We start from the raw sequence: 18,486 nt of genomic DNA, 5'->3' as shown, positions 1-18,486 counted from the left end.
GACGGACGGTGACGCCGCTCACCCAGGCGCCCACCCGGCCGGGCGAGGCGCGGGCGAATCGCCTGCTCACGCGGCGGGTTCCGGAAGGCTCGGCCGCGGTTTCCGCGAGACATCCGTCCCGGAGTCTGGGCGCGCTCCCAGCCGTGCCGCACCGCCCCTCCGGGCGTCGGGCGGATGAGCGATCGGCGGGCGTTGGCCCACGTTTCGGCGGTTGTGAATATCGACCGATTGTTATTAGCGTGCCAACCACTCAGTTGATCCTCTCCACCAAACGGGCAGCTACAGCCGCCCGAATGGGGGAGGTGGCAGGTCAGGGAGGCACGTTGCGAGATCGCAGGAAAATGACGCGTCGGGTGTGGGGTGCGACGACGGTGGCGGCCGGGGCACTGGCCGCCGCGGGAGTGGTGATGCCGGCCAGTGCGACGACGACGCCGCAGCCGGAGGCGGCCGGCACGGTCCAGGGGGCCGGTGCGGCCGATGCCGTGGCGGACCGCTACATCGTGGTGCTCAAGCCCGGCGCCGACAAGGTCTCGGCGGCTGCCACCCGGCTGGCCGACCGGCACGACGGCACGGTCCAGCGTACGTTCAGCCACGCGCTGCGCGGATTCTCGGCCACGATGAGTGCCGCCGAGGCGCAGCGGCTGGCCGCCGACAAGAGCGTGGCCTCGGTCCAGCAGGTCCGCCGGCTGCACACCATGGACACCCAGACCGACGCCGGCTGGGGCCTGGACCGCATCGACCAGGCGGCGCTGCCGCTGGACAAGTCCTACACCTACCCCAGCACCGGCAAGAGCGTGCACGCCTACGTCGTCGACACCGGCATCCGCACCAGCCACGAGGACTTCGGCGGTCGCGCGGAGAGCGGCTTCGACGCGATCGACGGGGGTACGGCCGACGACTGCAACGGCCACGGCACGCACGTCGCCGGCACCATCGGCGGCACGAAGTACGGCATCGCCAAGGAAGTGAAGCTGGTCGCCGTACGGGTGCTGAACTGCGAGGGCTCGGGCACCACCGAGCAGGTCGTCGCCGGCATCGACTGGGTCGCCGGCAACGCGGTCAAGCCGGCCGTGGCGAACATGAGCCTCGGTGGCGGCGTGGACGCGGCCATCGACTCCGCCGTGAAGGGCGCGGTCTCCTCCGGCATCACGTTCGTGGTGGCCGCGGGCAACGAGAACGCCGACGCCTGCGAGGGCAGCCCCTCCGGGGTGGCCGAGGCGATCACGGTCGGCGCGACCGCCGACACCGACGCCCGCGCCGACTTCTCCAACTTCGGCAAGTGCCTGGACGTCTTCGCCCCCGGTCAGGACATCGCCTCGGCCTGGATGGACGACGACACCGCCACCAAGACGATCAGCGGTACGTCGATGGCGTCCCCGCACGTGGCCGGCGCCGCCGCCCTCGTGCTGGACGCCAAGGCCGAGGCCTCCCCGGCCGAGGTCGCCACGGCACTGACCGACGCCGCCACCGGCGACGTGGTCACCAGTCCCGGCACCGGATCGACCACCAAGCTGCTGCGCGTCGGTAGCTGACTCCACGGCTCCACCCCCGCGGCGGCGGGCCTCCGGCTCCCGGAGGTCCGCCGCCGCTCTCTCTGCACGCACCTTCCCCTACCCGAGCCGACCCCTGGAGAACATCGATGCGCCTTTCCCGTGTCACCGCCGTCGCCGCCGCGGCCCTGGCGGCGACCGCCGCCGTCGCCATCCCCGCCTCCGCCGAGGACGTACCCGACGTACCCGCCGTGCCGTCCAAGGCGGTCGCGCAGGAATATCTGAACGCGCTGGCCGTCGACGCCGAGGGCGGCGGCGACGGCTACTCCCGCGAGAAGTTCCCGCACTGGGAAGACGTCGAGGGAAGCTGCAACACCCGCGAGACCGTCCTGCAGCGCGACGGCGACGGCGTCGTCGTCGACAACGCCTGCCAGGCCACCTCCGGCACCTGGCTCAGCCCGTACGACGGGCAGACCTGGACCGACGCGGCCGACGTCGACATCGACCACCTCGTACCCCTGGCGGAGGCCTGGCGCTCCGGCGCCGCCGACTGGACCACCGAGCGCCGCGAACAGTTCGCGAACGATCTGACCACCCCCCAGTTGATCGCCGTGACCGACGACGTCAACCAGGCCAAGGGTGATCAGGACCCGGCCGAGTGGCTGCCGCCCCGCACGGACTACCGGTGCACCTACGCCAAGATGTGGATCACCGTGAAGCACTCCTGGCAGCTCACCCTGCAGGAGGCCGAGAAGTCGGCGCTGCAGGGAATGCTCGACGACTGCACGTCCTGACCCACGCCGCCCTCGGAGGTCCTCCGGTGCGGATTCGCCGGGGGACTTTCCGGGTATGAGTAGATCTTGCCCGGGTGAGGAGGTCGGATGCGGCGAGGCGTCAGTCTGCTCGTCGTGGTGCTGCTGCTGGTGGGCGGGTGCGGATGGCCGCGCGACACAGGCAGCACCCTCACGGACGTACGCGACGGCGTCCTTCGCGTCGGTCTGACCGAGAGCCCGCCCTGGGCCTGGGCGCCCGACCAGGGTGAACCCCAGGGTGCCGAGGTGTGGTTGGTGCAGCGCCTGGCACAGCGGCTCGGGGCCAGGATCGAGTGGTATCCGGGCTCGGAGTCGGCGCTCATGCCGGCGCTGAAGGACCGCGTCCTGGACCTGGTGGTCGGCGGCCTGGACGCGCAGTCGCCGTGGATCGAGCACGCCTCGCTGACGCGCCCCTACGTGACGATGCGAACGCTCGTCGCCGCGCCGCCGGGCGTAGCGGTTCCGGGCGACCTGTCCGGTGTCAGGGTGGCGGTGCCGGCCGGTACCGCGGAGGTGGCGGCGCTGACCGCGGAGGAAGCCGTCGTCGTGGCGGTCCCGGAGGTCACGGGCGCGGAGGGGCTGCCGGTCGTGGTGGGGGAGTGGCGGCTGACCGAGTTGCGGTTGCAGCCCTCCGGGCACGAGCTCGGCAAGCAGGACCATGTGTGGGCGGTGCCGCCGGGCGAGAACGCCTGGCAGGTGCAGGTGGAGGATTTCCTGCTCCGCCTGTCGCACGCCGACGTGAACGAGCTGCTGGTGCGGGCGGAGGCGGCGCAATGAGGGTCTCCGACCGGTTCGAGCTGCCACCCGACAAGGCCGCGCTGCACCGCCGGGCGGTACGCCTGGAGTGGTGGACGATCGCCTTCTTCGTGGTCGCGGTCGCGCTGCTGGCCGTCACGCTGGGGCAGTCACAGGCGATGAAGGCGGCCTGGATCGAGGACATGCTGGGCCTGGTGCCGCCGGCGGCGTTTCTCATCGCCGCCCGCTATCGGACGCGCGCACCGACCAAGCGCTTCCCGTACGGATATCACCGCTCGGTGAGCGTCGCCTTCCTCGCCGGGGCCGTCGCGCTGTTCGGGCTCGGCGGATACGTGGTGTACGACTCGGCGGTGCGGCTCCTCGCCCGCGAGCGCCCGCCGATCGGCCTGGTCGAGGTGTTCGGTCAGCAGATCTGGCTGGGCTGGCCGATGATCCTGGTCCTGTTCGCCACGATGGTTCCGGCGATCGTGCTGGGCCGGATCAAGCAGCGGATCGCCCGCGAGCTGCACGACAAGGTGCTCTTCGCCGACGCCGAGATGAACCGCGCGGACTGGCTGACCGCCGGTGCCGCGATCCTGGGTGTGCTGGGCATCGGCGCCGGCTGGTGGTGGGCCGACGCCGTCGCCGCCCTCGTGATCGGCGGCGACATCGTCCGCGACGGCGTACGCACCCTGCGCGGCGCGGTGGCGGACCTGATGGACAGCCGACCCCTGGTGGTCGACGGCAGCCGCCCGCACCCCCTGCCGGACCAGTTGCTCGCGGCGGTTCTCGACCACGACTGGGTGGCGGATGCCTGGTTGCGCCTACGCGAGGAGGGCCACGTCTTCGTCGGCGAGCTCGTCGTCGTTCCCCGTCCCGGCACCGACGGCCTGGTGGAACGGCTCGAACGGCTGGAGAAGTTCGCCCGCGGCTTCGACTGGCGCATGCACGACCTGGTGATCGCGCCCGTCTCCGCCGTCGAGGGCAAGCCCTGAGTCAGACCCGCTCGCTCGTCCGCGGGCCGGAGCGCCGCTCGGCGTAGCCGAGGAGATCGATCAGGTCGCCCGTCGCCTTCGCGAAGGCTTCCTGGATGTCGTCGTCGAAGTGGTTGCGCCAGTCGCCGGGCTGGCCCTTGCGATAGTGCGACACCGTTCCCGCGCCCGCACGGCTGTTCATCTCCGAGAAGCTGTACCGGGAGAGGAGGGTCGTCAGCTCGGGCTGCGGAATGACGATCCCGCAGTGGCGCATCAGCCGGTCCACCTGCTCCCTCTGCCCGGGCCCGGTCAGGTCCTCGTAGCGGAAGAGCTGGACGGCGCCGTCGTCAGGGGCGGTCGCCCAGGACCGGAGCGCCTTGAACGTGCCCTTCTTGGCGAGATGGTGGATGAGGTACAGCATCCCGTCCTTGAACGGCCGCTCCTCGAGCTCCTTGCGGACCTTCGGGATGTCGCCCATGGGTGCGTGCGACTTGCGCGTGGAGAAGTAGCTCGACACGACCATGTCACGCGGGTCCCGCAGGACGAAGAACGCCCGGTGCTCCTCGGGCTTCGGGATGGCGTCGAAGCGCTCCCGGGAGAAGAAGAGCGACAGCGCCACCCGGTCGCGGGGGCAGACCTGCGGATGGCTCCAGTTGTAGAACCGAGGATCGTAGGTGAGCAGCCCGCTGTGGCGATAGACGATGGGATCACTGAATAGTGCCTTGATCCATTGACTGGCCGTCTTGCGTACCGCGCAGTGATAAATGTTCACGTATTCGCAACGCGAAACCACCGGGACGGTCAGCCGCAATCTGGTGTTGTGCGCCTCGAGCATGGTGCGGCGCATCACGACCCGCATGGAATTGGGTGTGTGCTGCTTGGCGTACATGACAGTGCGATTCAACATGGTCCAGGCCCTCGTCCTACCGCGCAGAAAAGATCGCCGCACTCGGCACCCCGCAGGTAGCGCAGATTACATCACTAACTGACGGACAGCCAGCGTTGCGGCCGAGGGATGCAGCGCGCACAGAAGATCACGGATAAGCGGCCGGGACGGTTCATCGAAACCTTGTTAGATGCGAACTGCCCGTGGCTCTCAGGAGCGGACGAACATGTTGATCTCCGCGACACTGCCGACGGTGAGCGCGCTCGCCGAGGCCGGAGGATCTCTGCGGACGCACCCGCCGGACTTGCCGACCAGCTTCAGGCCGGTCAGGTCCCCGGCACCCCAGACGGCCTTCTTCCGGGTCATCCTCGGGTACATGATCTGCTGCTGATCCTGGATCTCCGGGTGGTCCAGGCCCACCGCGTGCCCGAGCTCGTGCATCAGCAACTGACCGCGGGTGCCCTGCCAGCCCACCGTCGGGCCGGCGCCGAAGCCACCCGTCAGCGTCACCTTGGTGTTCAGGACGACACCCGCCCACTGAATGAGGCCGACCCTCTTCCCCTTCGCGGTGTAGCCGGTGCTCCACGCGGGCCCGCCGACGCCGGCCGGACCGTTCTTCGGCAGCCATTCGCTCTGCTTGCCGGGATCCACCCACGCGATGACGAGCTGGGTGTTGGCCGGGTAGTCGCGGTTGTACCCCTTCTTGGCCTGCGGCACGGCGGTGGTGGTGCCCCGATAGGCGAACTTCAGGCCGGTGGCACTGCTGATCCGCCGGATCGCCCCCTTGAGATCGGTCAGCGCACCCTTCGGCGCCCGTGCCGGATTGAAGCGGTAGCCGATGACCGCACACGGGTTCCAGCGGGCCACGGGGTTGCCCATGGTCGCGTAGGCCTTGCGGTTGCCCGGCGCGGCGGCCCAGGCCGACGCGGTCGCGGCCGGGGTGGCAGCGGCGGGTGCCGGAGCGGCGGCCGAGACGCCGCCGGTGGCCACGACGGCGGCGAGGACCGCGGCGACGCGGTGCCGGAGGGTGAGCGACATGGCCGTCCTGATCGGCAGCCCGGTCCCGGATCTGTAGGAACTTCGCCGGGGCGGTCCGCAACCCAACGGCACCTGTGTCACTCCTGCACTGCACCGGGTCCGGCCCACGCTGGGCTCGCGTCCTGCCGTTCCGGGCGGCGCGGGAAGGTGGTCGCCGGATGTCCCTCGTGATGCGTCGCTTCGCCGTGGCCGCGGTCGCCGCCGGTGCGCTGGCCGCCGCCGTGGCGACCGTGCCGTCCAGCGTCGCCACCACCGCGCCGCCGGTCGCCTCCGGCGCGGCGCCCGTCTGGACCCCCGTGACGTCGGGGCTCACCGAGAGCCCGGACGAACTGCTGCCGGAGCGGATCAGTGCCGACGAGCCGGTCAGCATCGTCAGCACGGTGCGGGATGCGACCGGCCGGCCGGTGGTGACCACCCGGCGCGCGACCGGCCGGGAGCAGGCGCAGCGGCTGATCCGCGCCGGGCAGCGAGCGCCGGGCGCGCTTGCCGTCGAGCTCGACGCCCCCGTGCGGAAGCTGGACGTCCCGACCGGCACGGACCCGCTCCGCGGCTCGCAGTGGGACTTCGCCAAGCTGCGGATCGCCACCGCGTGGCAGCGCTCCACCGGCGCGGGGGTCACGGTGGCGGTCATCGACAGCGGCGTGGAGGCCACCCATCCCGACCTGGCCGGTCGCGTCCTGCCCGGCGTCGACCTGGTCGCGGGCACCTCCGGCACCAGCTCGGACCCCAACGGCCACGGCACCCACGTCGCCGGCACCATCGCCGCCGTCACCGGCAACGGCGTCGGCGTGTCCGCCATCGCGCCGGACGCGAGAATCCTGCCCGTCCGGGCCCTCGACGCGCAGGGCAGCGGCTTGATGTCCGATGTGGCGACCGGCATCGTCTACGCCGCCGACCACGGCGCCCAGGTCATCAACATGTCGCTGGGCTCGTCCAGCCAGGTGGCCTCGGTGAGCAACGCCATCGCCTATGCCCGCGCCCACGGCGTGGTCGTGGTCGCGGCGGCGGGCAACTTCCGTGACGCCGGCAGCCCCACGTCCTGGCCGGCCGCCGACGAGGGCGTCATCGCGGTCGCCTCCACCGACTCGACCGACGGCTACAGCAGCTTCTCCAACCGGGGCAGCTACGTCGACGTCGCCGCGCCGGGCTCCCTCATCTTCAGCACCGTTCCCGTCGCCACGGGCACCTACGGCTACATGAGCGGCACCTCGATGGCGTCACCGCACGTCGCCGCGGTCGCCGCGCTGCTGAAGGGCGCCGACGCCGCCCTGACCCCGGACGCGATCGAACAGGCGCTGACCGCCACCGCCACCGACCTGGGCGCCGCCGGCCGCGACCCCGACTACGGTTTCGGCCGGATCAACCCGGTGGAGGCCCTCGCCACCGTTGCTACCGAGAGCGCGCCGACGACACCCCCGGCCACCGACCCGGTCGTGTCGCCGACCACCCCAACCGCGGTGCCGCCGACCACCGCCCAGCCGTCTCCGAGCGAGACGGCGACCGCCACGCCCGACCCCGTCACCACACCGACTTCGAGCCCGACGGCGACGCCGGTGCCCAGCGGCACACCGGCGCCGGGCGTGACGACTCCGGTCGTCACCGGTAAGGGCTCGGCCCGCACGGTGGACTACGGGACGGTGGTCACCACGACGTTCACCGTGACCGCCGAGGGCCGGCCGTGGGCACGCCAGCGGGCGTCGATCTGCGTCGCCGCCGCGATCGGGGGCTTCCGCTGCGCGGCGACCACCACGTCGGACGGCGGCACCGTGCGCTACACCCGGGCCGTCACGAGCCGTTACTCGGTGCGGCTGGTGGTGTCCGCGACGGCGAGCTCGCACCAGGTCTCCTCGGCGACGTTCGCCTATGTGCCGCGTGCCGTCGTACGGCTGGCGAAGAGCGGGAAAGGCGCGCTGACCGCGACCATCCGGGGTGCGACCCGGCAAACCGCGTCGCTGCAGCGCTACGACGGCCGGTCGTGGGTCACCGTGGTCGCCTACCGCGCGACGGAGCGGCGCACCGTCTCGCGCCTGCGGACCGGATGGCGCTACCGGGCCGTGGTGGGGACGACGGCTGCCGTCGCCGGCGCGGTCAGCGCGACCGTACGCCTCTGACCCGCCTCAGGGGCGCTGCGAGGCGCCGCGGCTCAGCAGGGCATGCACATGCGACCGGAGCCGGGCGGGACTGAACGGCTTCTCCAGCCAGCGGTCCACCGAGAACAGGTCGCCCTTCCTGTCTCTGCCCCGATCATGAGGGACGAGACGGCGGCTTCGGCTGTTCGCCTACTCCGCAACCGGCGCCTGGAAGCCGTCACGGTCAGCGGCACATCACCAGGAAGGGGCCCACCAGGCAGCATGAGCCGGCGACCGACGCCATGACGACGCCCGCCGCGCGGGCCGCGCCGGACGCGCCGCCCCGGTGCCGCCGGGTCCGCGGCAGCACCTGCTCGATCAGCACCAGCACCACCCAGCCGAGCGCCAGCAGCGGAAACCACATGTCCCACGCGGCATCTTTGAAGGGGCTCGCGTTGCCTGCCGCACCGTAGTTCGGGCACTCCGCCGGCGTGGTGGCGGGCTGGAGGATCACCAGCAGGAGAGCGAGCACGGCGCCGCCGGTGAACAGCGCCCACAGACCGCTGTACCGGTTCATTGCGGGGGGCTGAGGCGTGCCGGAGTCTTGTCGTCCCGGCCGGCTCCGGCGGTGAGCGTCCGGTTCAGCCAGGCGAACAGGTCGGGTAGCACTCCCTTCCAGGCGGCGAAGTTGTGTCCGCCCGGCCGGTCGTCGACGACCTGGAGCGTGTCCGGGGCGTGGACCAGCGGTGCGAAGGCCTTCAGTTCCTTGAGGGCCTCCCGGTCGCCCGTGCCGGCGAAGAGGAAGAAGTGCGTGGGTGCCGGCCGGCGCTGACCGATCAGCAGCCGAGGGTCGTTGGCGCGGCGGAGGTTCAGGTCGTCCTTGTAGAGATCGCCGGTCGAGCGGTCGATGATCGGCCGGAAGTAGCCGGACAGCACTCCGGCGGCGGAGAACTTGTCCGGGTGGCGCAGGGCCATGTTGGCCGCGCAGAAGCCGCCGGTCGAGTAGCCGACCACCGACCAGTTCTGGCGGCCGCTCGCCGCCCGGAAGTGGCGGCTGACCACGTCGGGCAGGTCGCTGGTGAGGTACGTGTCGGCCCGGACGCCGTGGGCGGAGTCGACGCATTCGCTGTCCCGGCCGCGGATGGGATCATGCTCGGCCAGAACGCCGATCACCGGCGCCAGATGTTTCGCGCTGATCGCCTGGTCCAGCGCCGCCGGCACGCCCATGCTCTTGGACCAGCTGTAATGGGTGCCCGGGTAGCCGGCGAGGAACAGTACGACGGGGAACTTCTGGGTCGCGGGGGCACTGGCGTATCCCGCGGGCAGGTAGATCTGCGCCGGGAGGCTGTATCCGGTGCGGGCGCCGGTGAGCATCGCCGGGATCACGGTGCCCTTGCCGGGCTTGGTGGGGTGGTCGGCGATCCAGCGGGCGACACCGTCCTCACCGGTGCCGTCCGCGGACAACGTCGGCGCCTGCGGCGGGATCGAGGCCGCGTAGCCGTCCTCCTTGCCCTGGCCGAACAGCTCGCCGAGGGTGACGTAGAAGTTCGCCCCCCGGTTGACCACCGTGCCGATGCTGAGCAGCACCAGCAGTTGGACGACGAGCAGTCCGATGGCGCGGTGCACGGTGCGGAACCGGCCCCGGTCCCAGAACTTCGCGGTGACCACGGCGGCGACCACGGTCAGCCCGATGACCACGGCGACCACCCAGCCGCTGGTGATGACGATGTCGCTCATCGGGACACCCCCGTCGGGGCGACCGTGCGGGGCGGGACCGCCGGCGAGACGGCCTCGGCGCGGGCCGTCGGCGCCACCGCGCGGCGGCGTCCCGGCGGCGTGACGAAGCCCTCGGCGATGGCGGCGCCCACGGCCACCCTCGGCAGGTCCCGTCCGCGCGGGTAGCAGATGAAGCGGGGCATCCAGGCGGGCTGGTACTTCACGTTGGCCCGGTAGAGCGACTCGAGCTGCCACCACCGGGAGGCGAACAGGAGCGCGCCGCGCCACCCGCGCAGCAGCGGGCCGGCACCGAGCTGCTCGCCGCGGGCGAAAGTGGAACGGAACATCGCGAAGTTGAGGGAGATGCGCGCGACGCCCATCGCCTCGGCCCGCGCCAGCAACTCCACGATCATGAACTCGAAGATGCCGTTGGGGCTCGCCGGGTCCTTGCGCATCAGGTCGAGCGAGAGGCCGTCGGCGCCCCACGGGACGAAGCCGAGCACACCCGCGGGGCGGCCCTCGGCGTCGCGCACCTCGACCACCACGTACTCCAGGTCGTCCGGGTGGGCGAAACGGCCCAGGGCCATGGAGAAGCCGCGCTCCACGGACCCGTCCCGCCACTGGTCGGCGTAGCGCGACAGTTCGTCCATCGTGCTGGGTGCGACATCCCCGACACGGTGGATGTGCACCTCGTAGCCGGCCCGCTGGACGCGGTGCACGGCCTGGCGGACGGCGCGCATCGGCCGACCGTCCAGACTGAACTCGCCGGTGCGCAGCACCGCCTCGTCGCCGATTTCCAGCACCCGCAGGCCCCCGCGGGAGTAGGCCCGCGCCCCGGCCGTGCTGGCGCCCAGGACGGCCGGGGTCCAGCCGTGGGCCTCGGCCTCCTCCCGCCAGGCAGCGATGGCACCGGACCAGTCCGCCTGCACGCCGATCGGGTCGCCGGAGGCGAGGCTCACCCCGTTGACGACGCGGTAGCAGACGGCCGACTTGCCGGTCGCGGACAGGATGGTGGTCTTGTCGTCGCGCAGGGCGAAGTAGCCGAGCGAGTCCTGACCGCCGTGCGCGGTGAGCAGTTCGCGCAGCCGGGGCTGCTCGGTGCTGGCCGCCCGCTCGGTCGCCCGACCCGGACGCAGGCCCAGGTACGCGGCGAGGATCACGACCGCGGCACCGGCCACGCCGATGCTCACCGGAATCCAGCCCGGAGGAGTCGCGTCGAGCTGCGGCTGCCGGATGCCCACGAGGCCGCGCACCAGATACCAGGCGCCGCAGACGGCGCGGTGGGTGCCGCTGGCGGTACCGGGGCTGAACGCCGTCAGCATCAGCCAGCTCGCGACCGGTCCCAGCACCGCCAGCGAGGCCAGCAGCGCGGTGGCCGACCGGCGCGCCCGCGGCCGGGCCACGGTGAACTCGCCGCCCGCGGCCAGCACGGCGGCCAGCAGCAGCACGCCGATGCCCAGGCGCAGCCCGGTGCCGTGCCCGCCGTAGCGGTGACCGCTTTCCACCAGGGCTCCGGCGGCCGTCAGCACGATCGTGACCGTCATCAGGCAGACCAGCCACACCCAGGCGGTGCGCTGCCGGCGGCTCAGGCCGCGGGCCACGATGAGGTACAGGACGCCGCCTGCGGCCGTACTCATGGCGGGCAGGCCGGACCACAGCGATGCGTCGCCGGCGAATTCGGCCCGGACGGCGCCGAGGGCCGCCAGGATCCCCAGCGTGCCGACGAGGCCACACAGCACGGCGGCGACCGCCGGCACCCGCCGGCGCCAGCTCAGCCAGCGAGCGGACCGCAGCGCGGCCTGCTCCTCCCCAGCGGGCGTACCGCCATCCTGTCGCGCCACAATGCCTCCCCGTCGAACCGACTGATTACCGGCGATCCGCGTCGGGCCATCGACGCCAAGATCGGCCAGTCGACGAGAGAGTGCCATCAGCGCGCTACTCCGGGCATCGGTCGAAGAGCAGACCCGTCGCGCGGCTTCTCCACCGTTAGGTGGAGCAGACCCCGAAATCTGTACGCAGTGGCGCGCGGCCGCTCACGCACCGTCGCCTACCGGATGCCGCCCTCCGGCCGGGCCGGCGGTCGCCGAGGCGTGTCCACAGTGCAGCGACAGGGGCCGGGTCGGCCGGGTGCCGAGCGACGGTCACCACCCCGGCGACCTTCCCCTCCATCACGATCGGGGCGGTGGCGGTCATCATCGGCACGTCCTCGCCGTTGATCGGTGGACGAAAGTGCCGAATCCGGTCCGGGTGCCCGTTGTGAAGATCGGCACGGCGGACTCGATCGCTGATCCTGCAGGATGCAGTGCACAATCTTGCGATGATCGCCGCGCTGCCGTTCGAGGAGAACACCGCCGGGTCCGCCGTCCTCGGCGTGTACCGGCAGGTCTTCGCCGTCCTCGCCCGCGAGGCGAACGGGATGGTCGACGATGCGGAGTCCGTCCGCATCGACGAGTCGATCCTGCAGGCGTTCGCGGACGCGGGCCCGGCCGGGCTGACGGTGGAGCAGATCGTCGCCGCCTGCGCAGACACGCCGGCGGTGGCGGTCCGGCGCCGGTTCGAGGTGTTGCGCTCGTACCGGGCGGTGACCCGGGTCAACGAGCGTCCGCACGAGATGTACTACCAGGCCGCATTTGCACCGTACGTGATGCTGCTGTTCCTGCGGCGCCTGGCGCGGACCGGCGGGCTCGGCGAGCTGCACCGGATCCTGTCGATCGCCCGGCTGGCGGTCGACGACGCCGCCACGACCCGCGACGAGGCGCGGGCGCACCTGCGCGAGATGACCAACGTGTTCCGGCTGCTCGCGAACCCGATCATGCAGCTCGCGAAGGGCGGGACGGTGGAGTCGCTGCGCTCGCAGGCGCAGCCGATGCTGGGCAACAGCGAGATGCTGGACCAGGCGCGGCTCTACCACGACCGGGCCGCGATCCGATGGCCGGAACTGCTGAACGAGTGCACCGCCCTGCGGATGGCGCTGGGCGCATACCGGGACGCGGTCACCACGGCCGCGCGTCGGCTGATCGACCAGGCCGGCCGGACCCGGGCGCTGGGGCTGCTGCCGGCCGAGCGATGGCGCAGCTTCGCCCGGGACGCGGGCGTCGACGAGCTCGCGGCCGCCGCCGACGGCCTGCTGTTCGACGCCCCGGACCCTTGTTTCACCGCCGACGACCTTCTCGACGCGGTCGAGGAGGGACTGCGCAGCGACGCGGGCCGCACGCCGCCGCCGCGACCGCGGATCGACGACGACGGCCCGGCCCCGGGGCACGCCGACACCGAGGCGGAAGCCCTCGCCGCCCGCGCCGAGCGGCTGCTCGGGAGCCGCGAGCAGGTCAGCGTCGCCGAGTTGCTCGCCGCCGCGGGGAACTGGCCGGCCGCGCGGCGGATCCTGTCCGACCTGACCGCGATCCAGTTGCGGTCCGAGCTGCCGTACGTGCTCACCTGGGAGGACGGGCTGCGCATCGATGCGGCGTCCGAGCCGGCCTGGGTCACCGACGGCTGGTTCCGCCGCCGCGGCGGGGAAGCGGTGCCGGCGTGACCGAACGGGAGACCGCCCTGTGGTGGGCGAAGGTCCGATCCGGTGGACCGCAGCAGGCCCCGGCCGGCACCGCGTCCCCGGCGGGGATGCGGCGGCTGATCGAGCCGGACGCGCAGTCGGTGTGGTTCCTGCCGGCCGTCGCGCCCGGCGCCGGCCCGCAGGTCCTCGCCGAGTACGGGCAGCCGGCGTCGACGCTGCCCGACAGCGCGGGCACGCTGCGGGTCCTCGCCGCCTGCCTGCGCTGCTGCTGGCCGGATCCGGGTACGGATCCGTGGCCGGGACGGCCCGCGGACCTCGCGCACGTCGACCGGGTCCTCGAGCTGCTGCACCCCGGCCGGGACCGGACCAGCCGGCAGCGCCTTCTGACCGCCGGGCTGCGCCGGCTGGAGACGGCCCGGTGGGTGCTGCAGGCGCCGGGCACGGTCCGGCTCGGGCCGCGGGTCGCGACGTGGGGCCCGCTGGAACTGAGCACGGTCCGGGAACTGTGGCGGCTGATCCCCGCTCCGGATCTCGACGAGCCGCAGGAGGCGCGGTGACCGGCCCGAACCCGGTGTTCGACGCGGTGCTGGGGTCCCTGAGCGACCGCCAGCGCGAACAGGTGGAGGCGGCGTACGCGCTGCTGGAGTACGCCCGCGAACCCGTACACCGGCAGGAGCTTCCCGCGTTGCGGGATCCGACGAGCCGGGACCGGCTCGAGCGGCTGCTGAGCCGCACGGGCCGGGTGCTCGTCCAGGTCGACGACCTGCGGTTCACGACGGGCTACGACGACACCGTCGCCGGGGAGCTGACCGCCGGCGGCTGGCAGCCCCTGACCGCGGTCGAACGGGCGGTGCTCGTGCTCGTCCTGGTGTACTCCGTCGCGATCCCGCGCAGCGAGGAACGCCTCGGCCAGGACGAGTGGACGAGCACCTACCCGGCGACGGAACAGGACGTCCTGCGGGCCGGCAAGGTGCCGCCGGTGGCCGCCAAGGCCGCGCTGAGCAAGCTGGTGTCGGCCGGAGTGCTGCGCCGGGTCCGCGGCGGCGACACCGACGGCGGATACGTGCCCGGCCCGCAACTGCTGCGCCTCACCCCGGCAGCGCGGGCCCGGCTGCAGGACCAGTTGATCCTCGCCGCCGCGCCGGACCATCCCCTCGCCGCCGCGATCCGCCAGCGGCGGGGCAGAACCACGAGCAGGGAGAACAACCGTTGACGGCAGCTGGTAGCGGCCCGGACGTGGACGACCTCGTCGGGCCGAGGGTGCTCGCCGGCATCCAGATGATCAACATTTCCCGGTTGTCGACCCATCCGGTGCCGATCACCTCCCGCGGCCTGATCACCGTCGCCGGGCAGGGGCCGTCGGACTCCAACGGCGCCGGCAAGTCGTCGTTCATCGCCGGGCTCAGCCTCCTGCACGCCGACGACCAGTGGCGGCTGCAGTCGGGGGCGCAAGCCGCCGCCGAGCTGTTGTTCACCGCGGAGCTGGCCGGGCAGGAGTCGCTGCACGCCAACGCCGACCGCGGCTACATCGTCGGCGTCTTCGTCCCGCCGGGCAGCCACTCCGTCGCCGAGCTCGAGGCGGACACGCTGACGGTGTGGCTGCGGATCAACCGCCAGGCCCCGCACGTGGAACTGCGGTGGGCGCCCCGGCTCCACGTCGCCTACGGCGACACCGAGAACGAACGCGCCGCCGGCGCCGACCGGCTCTGGACCGAGCTGCCCCGCAGCAACGGCCGGACCGACATCCGGGCCAACCGGCTCGCCCGGACCCTGTACGGCGGCGCGGTCCGCTGCGTGTCGTTCCTGTCCACCTCGGTGCGGGCCAGCCTGACGGCGAACCTGCTCGCCCAGCCGCTGAACGAGCTCACCCCGGAACGCATCTTCGACGCGGTCGGCGCGCTGACCGGCCTGAACCGGGAGATCGACGACGAGCAGCAGGCCCGGCAGCAGGAACACCAGCATGCCGTCGACGCGCGGCAGGCCCAGCAGGAGTACGGCCAGTGGAGCGACCGGATGGCCGTCGTCGAGGACGCGATCCGGTCCCGGGAGCAGGCCCGGACGCTGCTGGCCGAGGCGCGTGACGGCTGGACGTCACGGTGCGCCCGGCATCTGGTCGACGGCGTCGCCCAGGACGCCGACCTCGCGGCGGACCTCGACCGGCTGGCGACCCGCCGCGAGGAGCTCGAGCAGCAGATCGAGACCGCGGCGGGCGATCTGGCCCGGCTGACGGACGACACGACCTTCGAGGCGAGCTACCGCAAGCGGGTCGCCGAGCACGAGGACGCAATGGCCGCCGCGGAGGACCTGCGGACCCAGCAGAGCCACAATGTCGGCCAGCTCGAACAGTTGACCGCCCGCATCCGTACGCTGCGGGCGACCGCGGCCGCCGCCGACGGCCGGACCCTCGCCGAGGCCGACGCCGAGATGCGCGACGCCACCGATGCCATCCGCGACGCCGAACGGCACAAGGGCGTCACCCAGCAGGCCGTGATCGACGCCCGCGAGGCCCTCGCCGCGGCGGAACGAGGCGAGGACGTCGCCGACACCCAGGTACGGGCGCTGCGCGCCGCCGGGATCACCGGTGTCCCGCTCGTCGACGCGATCACCCTGACCGATGAGCAACGAGCGGTCTGGGAGGCGCGGCTGCTGCCGTACCGTCATGCGGTCGTGGTCGCCGACGTCGGCACGGCGGTCAAGGCCCTCGCCGACGTTCCCGGGTCGCTGCTGGTCGAGGCGGACCCGCGGGGCGTGACCGCCGAAGGGCTGCCCGCCGCGGCCGACCCGGCGCTGACGGTCCACCGGTTCCTCGGCGTGCTCCGCGACCGCGCCGGCGACGCCGCGCACCACCTCGACACGACGGCCGGTGTGCACGGCACGGCCGGATCCGGCGAGGCGATGACCGGACGGGCCGGCCGCATCCACGCCGCCCGGGAGGCGCTGCACCGGGCGTCGCTCGCCGACGAGGCGGCCGACGACGGCATCCGCAGCGCGAAAGGGGACCGCGACCGCGCGGGCGAGCACGTGCGGGCCGCCCGGGCCGCAGTCGAGGCCGGCACGCTCGACGCTCAGGTCGCCGAGCTGCGCGCGCTCAACGCCAGGATCGCCGAGGCGCTGGAGTCGCTCGCCCGCCAGCTTGCCCGGACGAAGGCCGGCTACGAAGCCGCGCTCGGCGAGCGCAACGCCCGCGACCAGCGGATCGCCGCTTCCCGGACCCAGCGCGACAACCTGCGCCGCGAGCTGGAGTACCAGCACGCCTCGTGGCGCCTGAAGACCGAGGAGCGGGCCGCGCTGGACCTGCCCGGCCGGCACGACGCGTGGCAGGGGACCGTCGCCTCGGCGGAGCGGCACCTGCTCACCCTCGACGAGCGCGAGCAGAAGCGCACGACGGCGGAATGGGACGACCTGTGCGCGTACCGGGCCGACCAGGCCCGGCGTGCGTGCTTCCCCGCGGACACGCCCGAGGAGCAGATCCCGGAGGAACTGCAGGTCGTCGACGAGCGGCGCCGCGACCGCCGGTCCGGCGCCTACCTGCGGCTCATCCCGCAGGTGCTGCGGATCGTCGGCGCTTACCTCGACGAGCTCGCCGAGATCGACCAGCAGACCCTCGACCAGATCCGTACCGAACGCGCCACCCGTACCCAGACCCTGCACAGCGCCGAGACGCACCTGCGTGAGGCGCAACTCGCGTCGGCCGCCCTGCGGGCGACGCTCGCCACGGCGATCAAGGCCAAGCTGCGGCAGGTCGCGGCCGAGTTCGACAACCTCGACCAGGCGTACGGCGGGTACGGCGCCGGCCTCGACTTCCCCGAGCCGGAACCGCCGGCCGACCCGCAGAAGCCGTGGCAGTGGACGATCACCCCGCGCTGGCGCCGGGGCGAGGGAAAGCCGCTGTCGTCCTACCGGCTGCGGGGCAACACCGCGCAGATGGACGACAAGGCGGTGAAGCTCGTGTGCGCCGCGGCGCTCGCCGGGTCGCACGACCGGCCGCTGCTGCTCGTCCTCGACGAGCTGGGCCGCAACCTCGGCTCCGCGCACCGCCGCGACGCCGTCGCCCTGTTCGAGAACATCGGCCGGGACCGCGCGATCAGCGTCGTCGGCGCGCTGCAGGACGACATGGAACGGTACGCGATCGGCTCGTCGAGCCTCTACATCAAGCTGCGGCGCACCTCGGACGCGTTCCCCTACAACCAGGCACCGGTCGTCGTCGGCAGCGAGGCGGAGTCCGCCCGCATCGCGCTGCTCGCCGACTGGATGACCTCCTACCGGCCGCCCCCGCGGAAATACATACGTAGTTGATTGTTGGAGTTGGCCGTCTATTTCGTAGCAATTGCGTAGCCGTGTTCGGCGTACGACGGCTTGCCTTCGCGCTTGGCATTGATGGCGGCGTGAAGGCGCCGAGCCAGTCGTGCTGGCACGTGCTCGTCCAGAGCGGATGGGTGCACGAACCGCCACTCGGTCAGCTCATTGTCAACAAGTTGGATGGTGCTCCGGCCGTCGTGGCTCAGCGCGCCCGCATCGAAGATGAAGAGGATCTTGTCGCCCTCGTCATCGGCGGGAGCCCAGTCGACGACGAGGTGATTCCCCAGGGCCACCGTTAGGCCGACTTCTTCTTTCACCTCGCGGATGCAGGCGGCTCTGGGGGATTCGCCGGGTTCGACGTAGCCACCCGGGATTTCCCAGCCGTCTTTATAGCTTGGCTTCACGAGGAGGATGCGACCCTCCTCGTCGAAGAAGAGGGCGCCGGCGGCGACGCGGGGAGTGGCCATGGGCGGGGGCTCTGGTGTCGTCACATCGAGCAGCCTAGAGCTCGTGGATCAGTCGAGCACCCGAAGCCGACGTGCCAGCCCGACGAGCGCAGCCGATGGCTTCGTGCGCTGCTGTCGGATCCATGTGAGCACCAACTGTCGCCCCAGGTAGTGATGCCGAACCCTGCTCCGGCGCCATCTGCTCGGCGTGCAAAAGCGTGGCCAGCGCTTCCTCCTGTCGGTTCCACGAGCTGTACGCCCGCGACACCTCCAGCGCATGACGGACGCGACGCTCCATCGGCATCGCGGCTGTGTCGACGCGTGGTCCGAGGTCGATAGCGACCTGGATTTCGCCGAGTTCGCCGATCTGGCGTTGACCAGCGGCAGCCACGTTACGAAGAGACCTGCCCCGAGCCGATGCGGGTGGCCGTGTCCCTGCGGTCCGTCGGCGCCACCCGGCCCGGCGATAGCACGCCCGGATCATCCGTACGACGGGGCAGTAAGTCATAC

Annotated in this window: 16 protein-coding genes; 9 read left to right on the top strand and 7 right to left on the bottom strand. The window is 72.3% G+C overall.

What is annotated here, in order from left to right:
• The first annotated feature begins 341 nt into the window (after positions 1-341).
• The 4 genes from EDD30_RS08030 (at position 342) to EDD30_RS08015 (ending at position 4,032) form a co-directional block, all read left to right on the top strand.
• On the top strand, positions 342-1,532 hold the full coding sequence (locus EDD30_RS08030; RefSeq protein ID WP_071808064.1) for a S8 family peptidase: 1,191 nt from the start codon (positions 342-344) through the stop codon (positions 1,530-1,532).
• A 107-nt stretch (positions 1,533-1,639) separates the two neighbouring features.
• A complete protein-coding gene (locus EDD30_RS08025) occupies positions 1,640-2,284 on the top strand; it encodes an HNH endonuclease family protein (RefSeq protein ID WP_071808063.1) in 645 nt (214 codons plus the stop codon).
• A gap of 87 nt (positions 2,285-2,371) precedes the next feature.
• On the top strand, positions 2,372-3,079 hold the full coding sequence (locus tag EDD30_RS08020) for a substrate-binding periplasmic protein (protein ID WP_071808062.1): 708 nt from the start codon (positions 2,372-2,374) through the stop codon (positions 3,077-3,079).
• Positions 3,076-4,032: a cation diffusion facilitator family transporter gene (locus tag EDD30_RS08015; RefSeq protein ID WP_123678171.1), complete on the top strand. Its 957-nt coding sequence runs from the start codon at positions 3,076-3,078 to the stop codon at positions 4,030-4,032. Before EDD30_RS08020 ends, EDD30_RS08015 begins: the two co-directional genes overlap by 4 nt.
• A 1-nt stretch (position 4,033) precedes the next feature.
• Here the strand turns inward: EDD30_RS08015 and EDD30_RS08010 are convergent, their stop codons facing one another.
• Both EDD30_RS08010 and EDD30_RS08005 read right to left on the bottom strand, forming a co-directional pair.
• A complete protein-coding gene (locus EDD30_RS08010; RefSeq protein WP_123678170.1) occupies positions 4,034-4,918 on the bottom strand; it encodes a sulfotransferase domain-containing protein in 885 nt (294 codons plus the stop codon).
• A gap of 189 nt (positions 4,919-5,107) precedes the next feature.
• Positions 5,108-5,935 (bottom strand): M10 family metallopeptidase domain-containing protein, encoded by an 828-nt coding sequence (locus tag EDD30_RS08005; protein ID WP_123678169.1) that lies wholly within the window; start codon positions 5,933-5,935, stop codon positions 5,108-5,110.
• Positions 5,936-6,093: 158 nt separating this feature from the next.
• Here EDD30_RS08005 and EDD30_RS08000 point away from each other — a divergent pair, with 158 nt between their 5' ends.
• Positions 6,094-8,046, top strand: a complete 1,953-nt coding sequence (locus EDD30_RS08000) for a S8 family serine peptidase (protein ID WP_123678168.1) — start codon at positions 6,094-6,096, stop codon at positions 8,044-8,046.
• A gap of 202 nt (positions 8,047-8,248) precedes the next feature.
• On the opposite strand, the gene EDD30_RS07995 is transcribed toward EDD30_RS08000, so the two are convergent.
• Genes EDD30_RS07995 through EDD30_RS07985 form a run of 3 tightly spaced genes read right to left on the bottom strand, consistent with a single transcriptional unit; the run spans position 8,249 to position 11,561 of the window.
• Positions 8,249-8,581 (bottom strand): hypothetical protein, encoded by a 333-nt coding sequence (locus tag EDD30_RS07995; protein WP_123678167.1) that lies wholly within the window; start codon positions 8,579-8,581, stop codon positions 8,249-8,251.
• Positions 8,578-9,741, bottom strand: a complete 1,164-nt coding sequence (locus EDD30_RS07990) for an alpha/beta hydrolase (protein ID WP_123678166.1) — start codon at positions 9,739-9,741, stop codon at positions 8,578-8,580. The genes EDD30_RS07995 and EDD30_RS07990 overlap by 4 nt, the downstream gene beginning before the upstream one ends.
• Positions 9,738-11,561: a phosphatidylglycerol lysyltransferase domain-containing protein gene (locus EDD30_RS07985; RefSeq protein WP_170208262.1), complete on the bottom strand. Its 1,824-nt coding sequence runs from the start codon at positions 11,559-11,561 to the stop codon at positions 9,738-9,740. Before EDD30_RS07985 ends, EDD30_RS07990 begins: the two co-directional genes overlap by 4 nt.
• A 476-nt stretch (positions 11,562-12,037) precedes the next feature.
• On the opposite strand from EDD30_RS07985, the gene EDD30_RS07980 reads away from it, so the two are divergent.
• Genes EDD30_RS07980 through EDD30_RS07965 form a run of 4 tightly spaced genes read left to right on the top strand, consistent with a single transcriptional unit; the run spans position 12,038 to position 17,527 of the window.
• Positions 12,038-13,252 (top strand): hypothetical protein, encoded by a 1,215-nt coding sequence (locus EDD30_RS07980; RefSeq protein ID WP_123678164.1) that lies wholly within the window; start codon positions 12,038-12,040, stop codon positions 13,250-13,252.
• Positions 13,249-13,788 (top strand): hypothetical protein, encoded by a 540-nt coding sequence (locus EDD30_RS07975; RefSeq protein WP_123678163.1) that lies wholly within the window; start codon positions 13,249-13,251, stop codon positions 13,786-13,788. Before EDD30_RS07980 ends, EDD30_RS07975 begins: the two co-directional genes overlap by 4 nt.
• Complete coding sequence (locus tag EDD30_RS07970) at positions 13,785-14,444, top strand: hypothetical protein (RefSeq protein WP_123678162.1); 660 nt, start codon at positions 13,785-13,787, stop codon at positions 14,442-14,444. Before EDD30_RS07975 ends, EDD30_RS07970 begins: the two co-directional genes overlap by 4 nt.
• Positions 14,441-17,527, top strand: coding sequence for a coiled-coil domain-containing protein (locus EDD30_RS07965; RefSeq protein ID WP_123678161.1), 3,087 nt, complete (start codon positions 14,441-14,443; stop codon positions 17,525-17,527). The genes EDD30_RS07970 and EDD30_RS07965 overlap by 4 nt, the downstream gene beginning before the upstream one ends.
• 17 nt (positions 17,528-17,544) lie before the next feature.
• Here EDD30_RS07965 and EDD30_RS07960 read toward each other — a convergent pair whose 3' ends face one another.
• Complete coding sequence (locus tag EDD30_RS07960) at positions 17,545-18,021, bottom strand: NUDIX domain-containing protein (protein WP_280526132.1); 477 nt, start codon at positions 18,019-18,021, stop codon at positions 17,545-17,547.
• A 10-nt stretch (positions 18,022-18,031) separates the two neighbouring features.
• Positions 18,032-18,367, bottom strand: coding sequence for a hypothetical protein (locus EDD30_RS07955; protein WP_244945161.1), 336 nt, complete (start codon positions 18,365-18,367; stop codon positions 18,032-18,034).
• Positions 18,368-18,486: the final 119 nt, after the last annotated feature.

Source organism: Couchioplanes caeruleus, assembly GCF_003751945.1.
In the GTDB taxonomy this organism is placed as follows: Bacteria; Actinomycetota; Actinomycetes; order Mycobacteriales; family Micromonosporaceae; genus Actinoplanes; species Actinoplanes caeruleus.
This window is presented reverse-complemented; position numbering and strand designations above follow the sequence as displayed.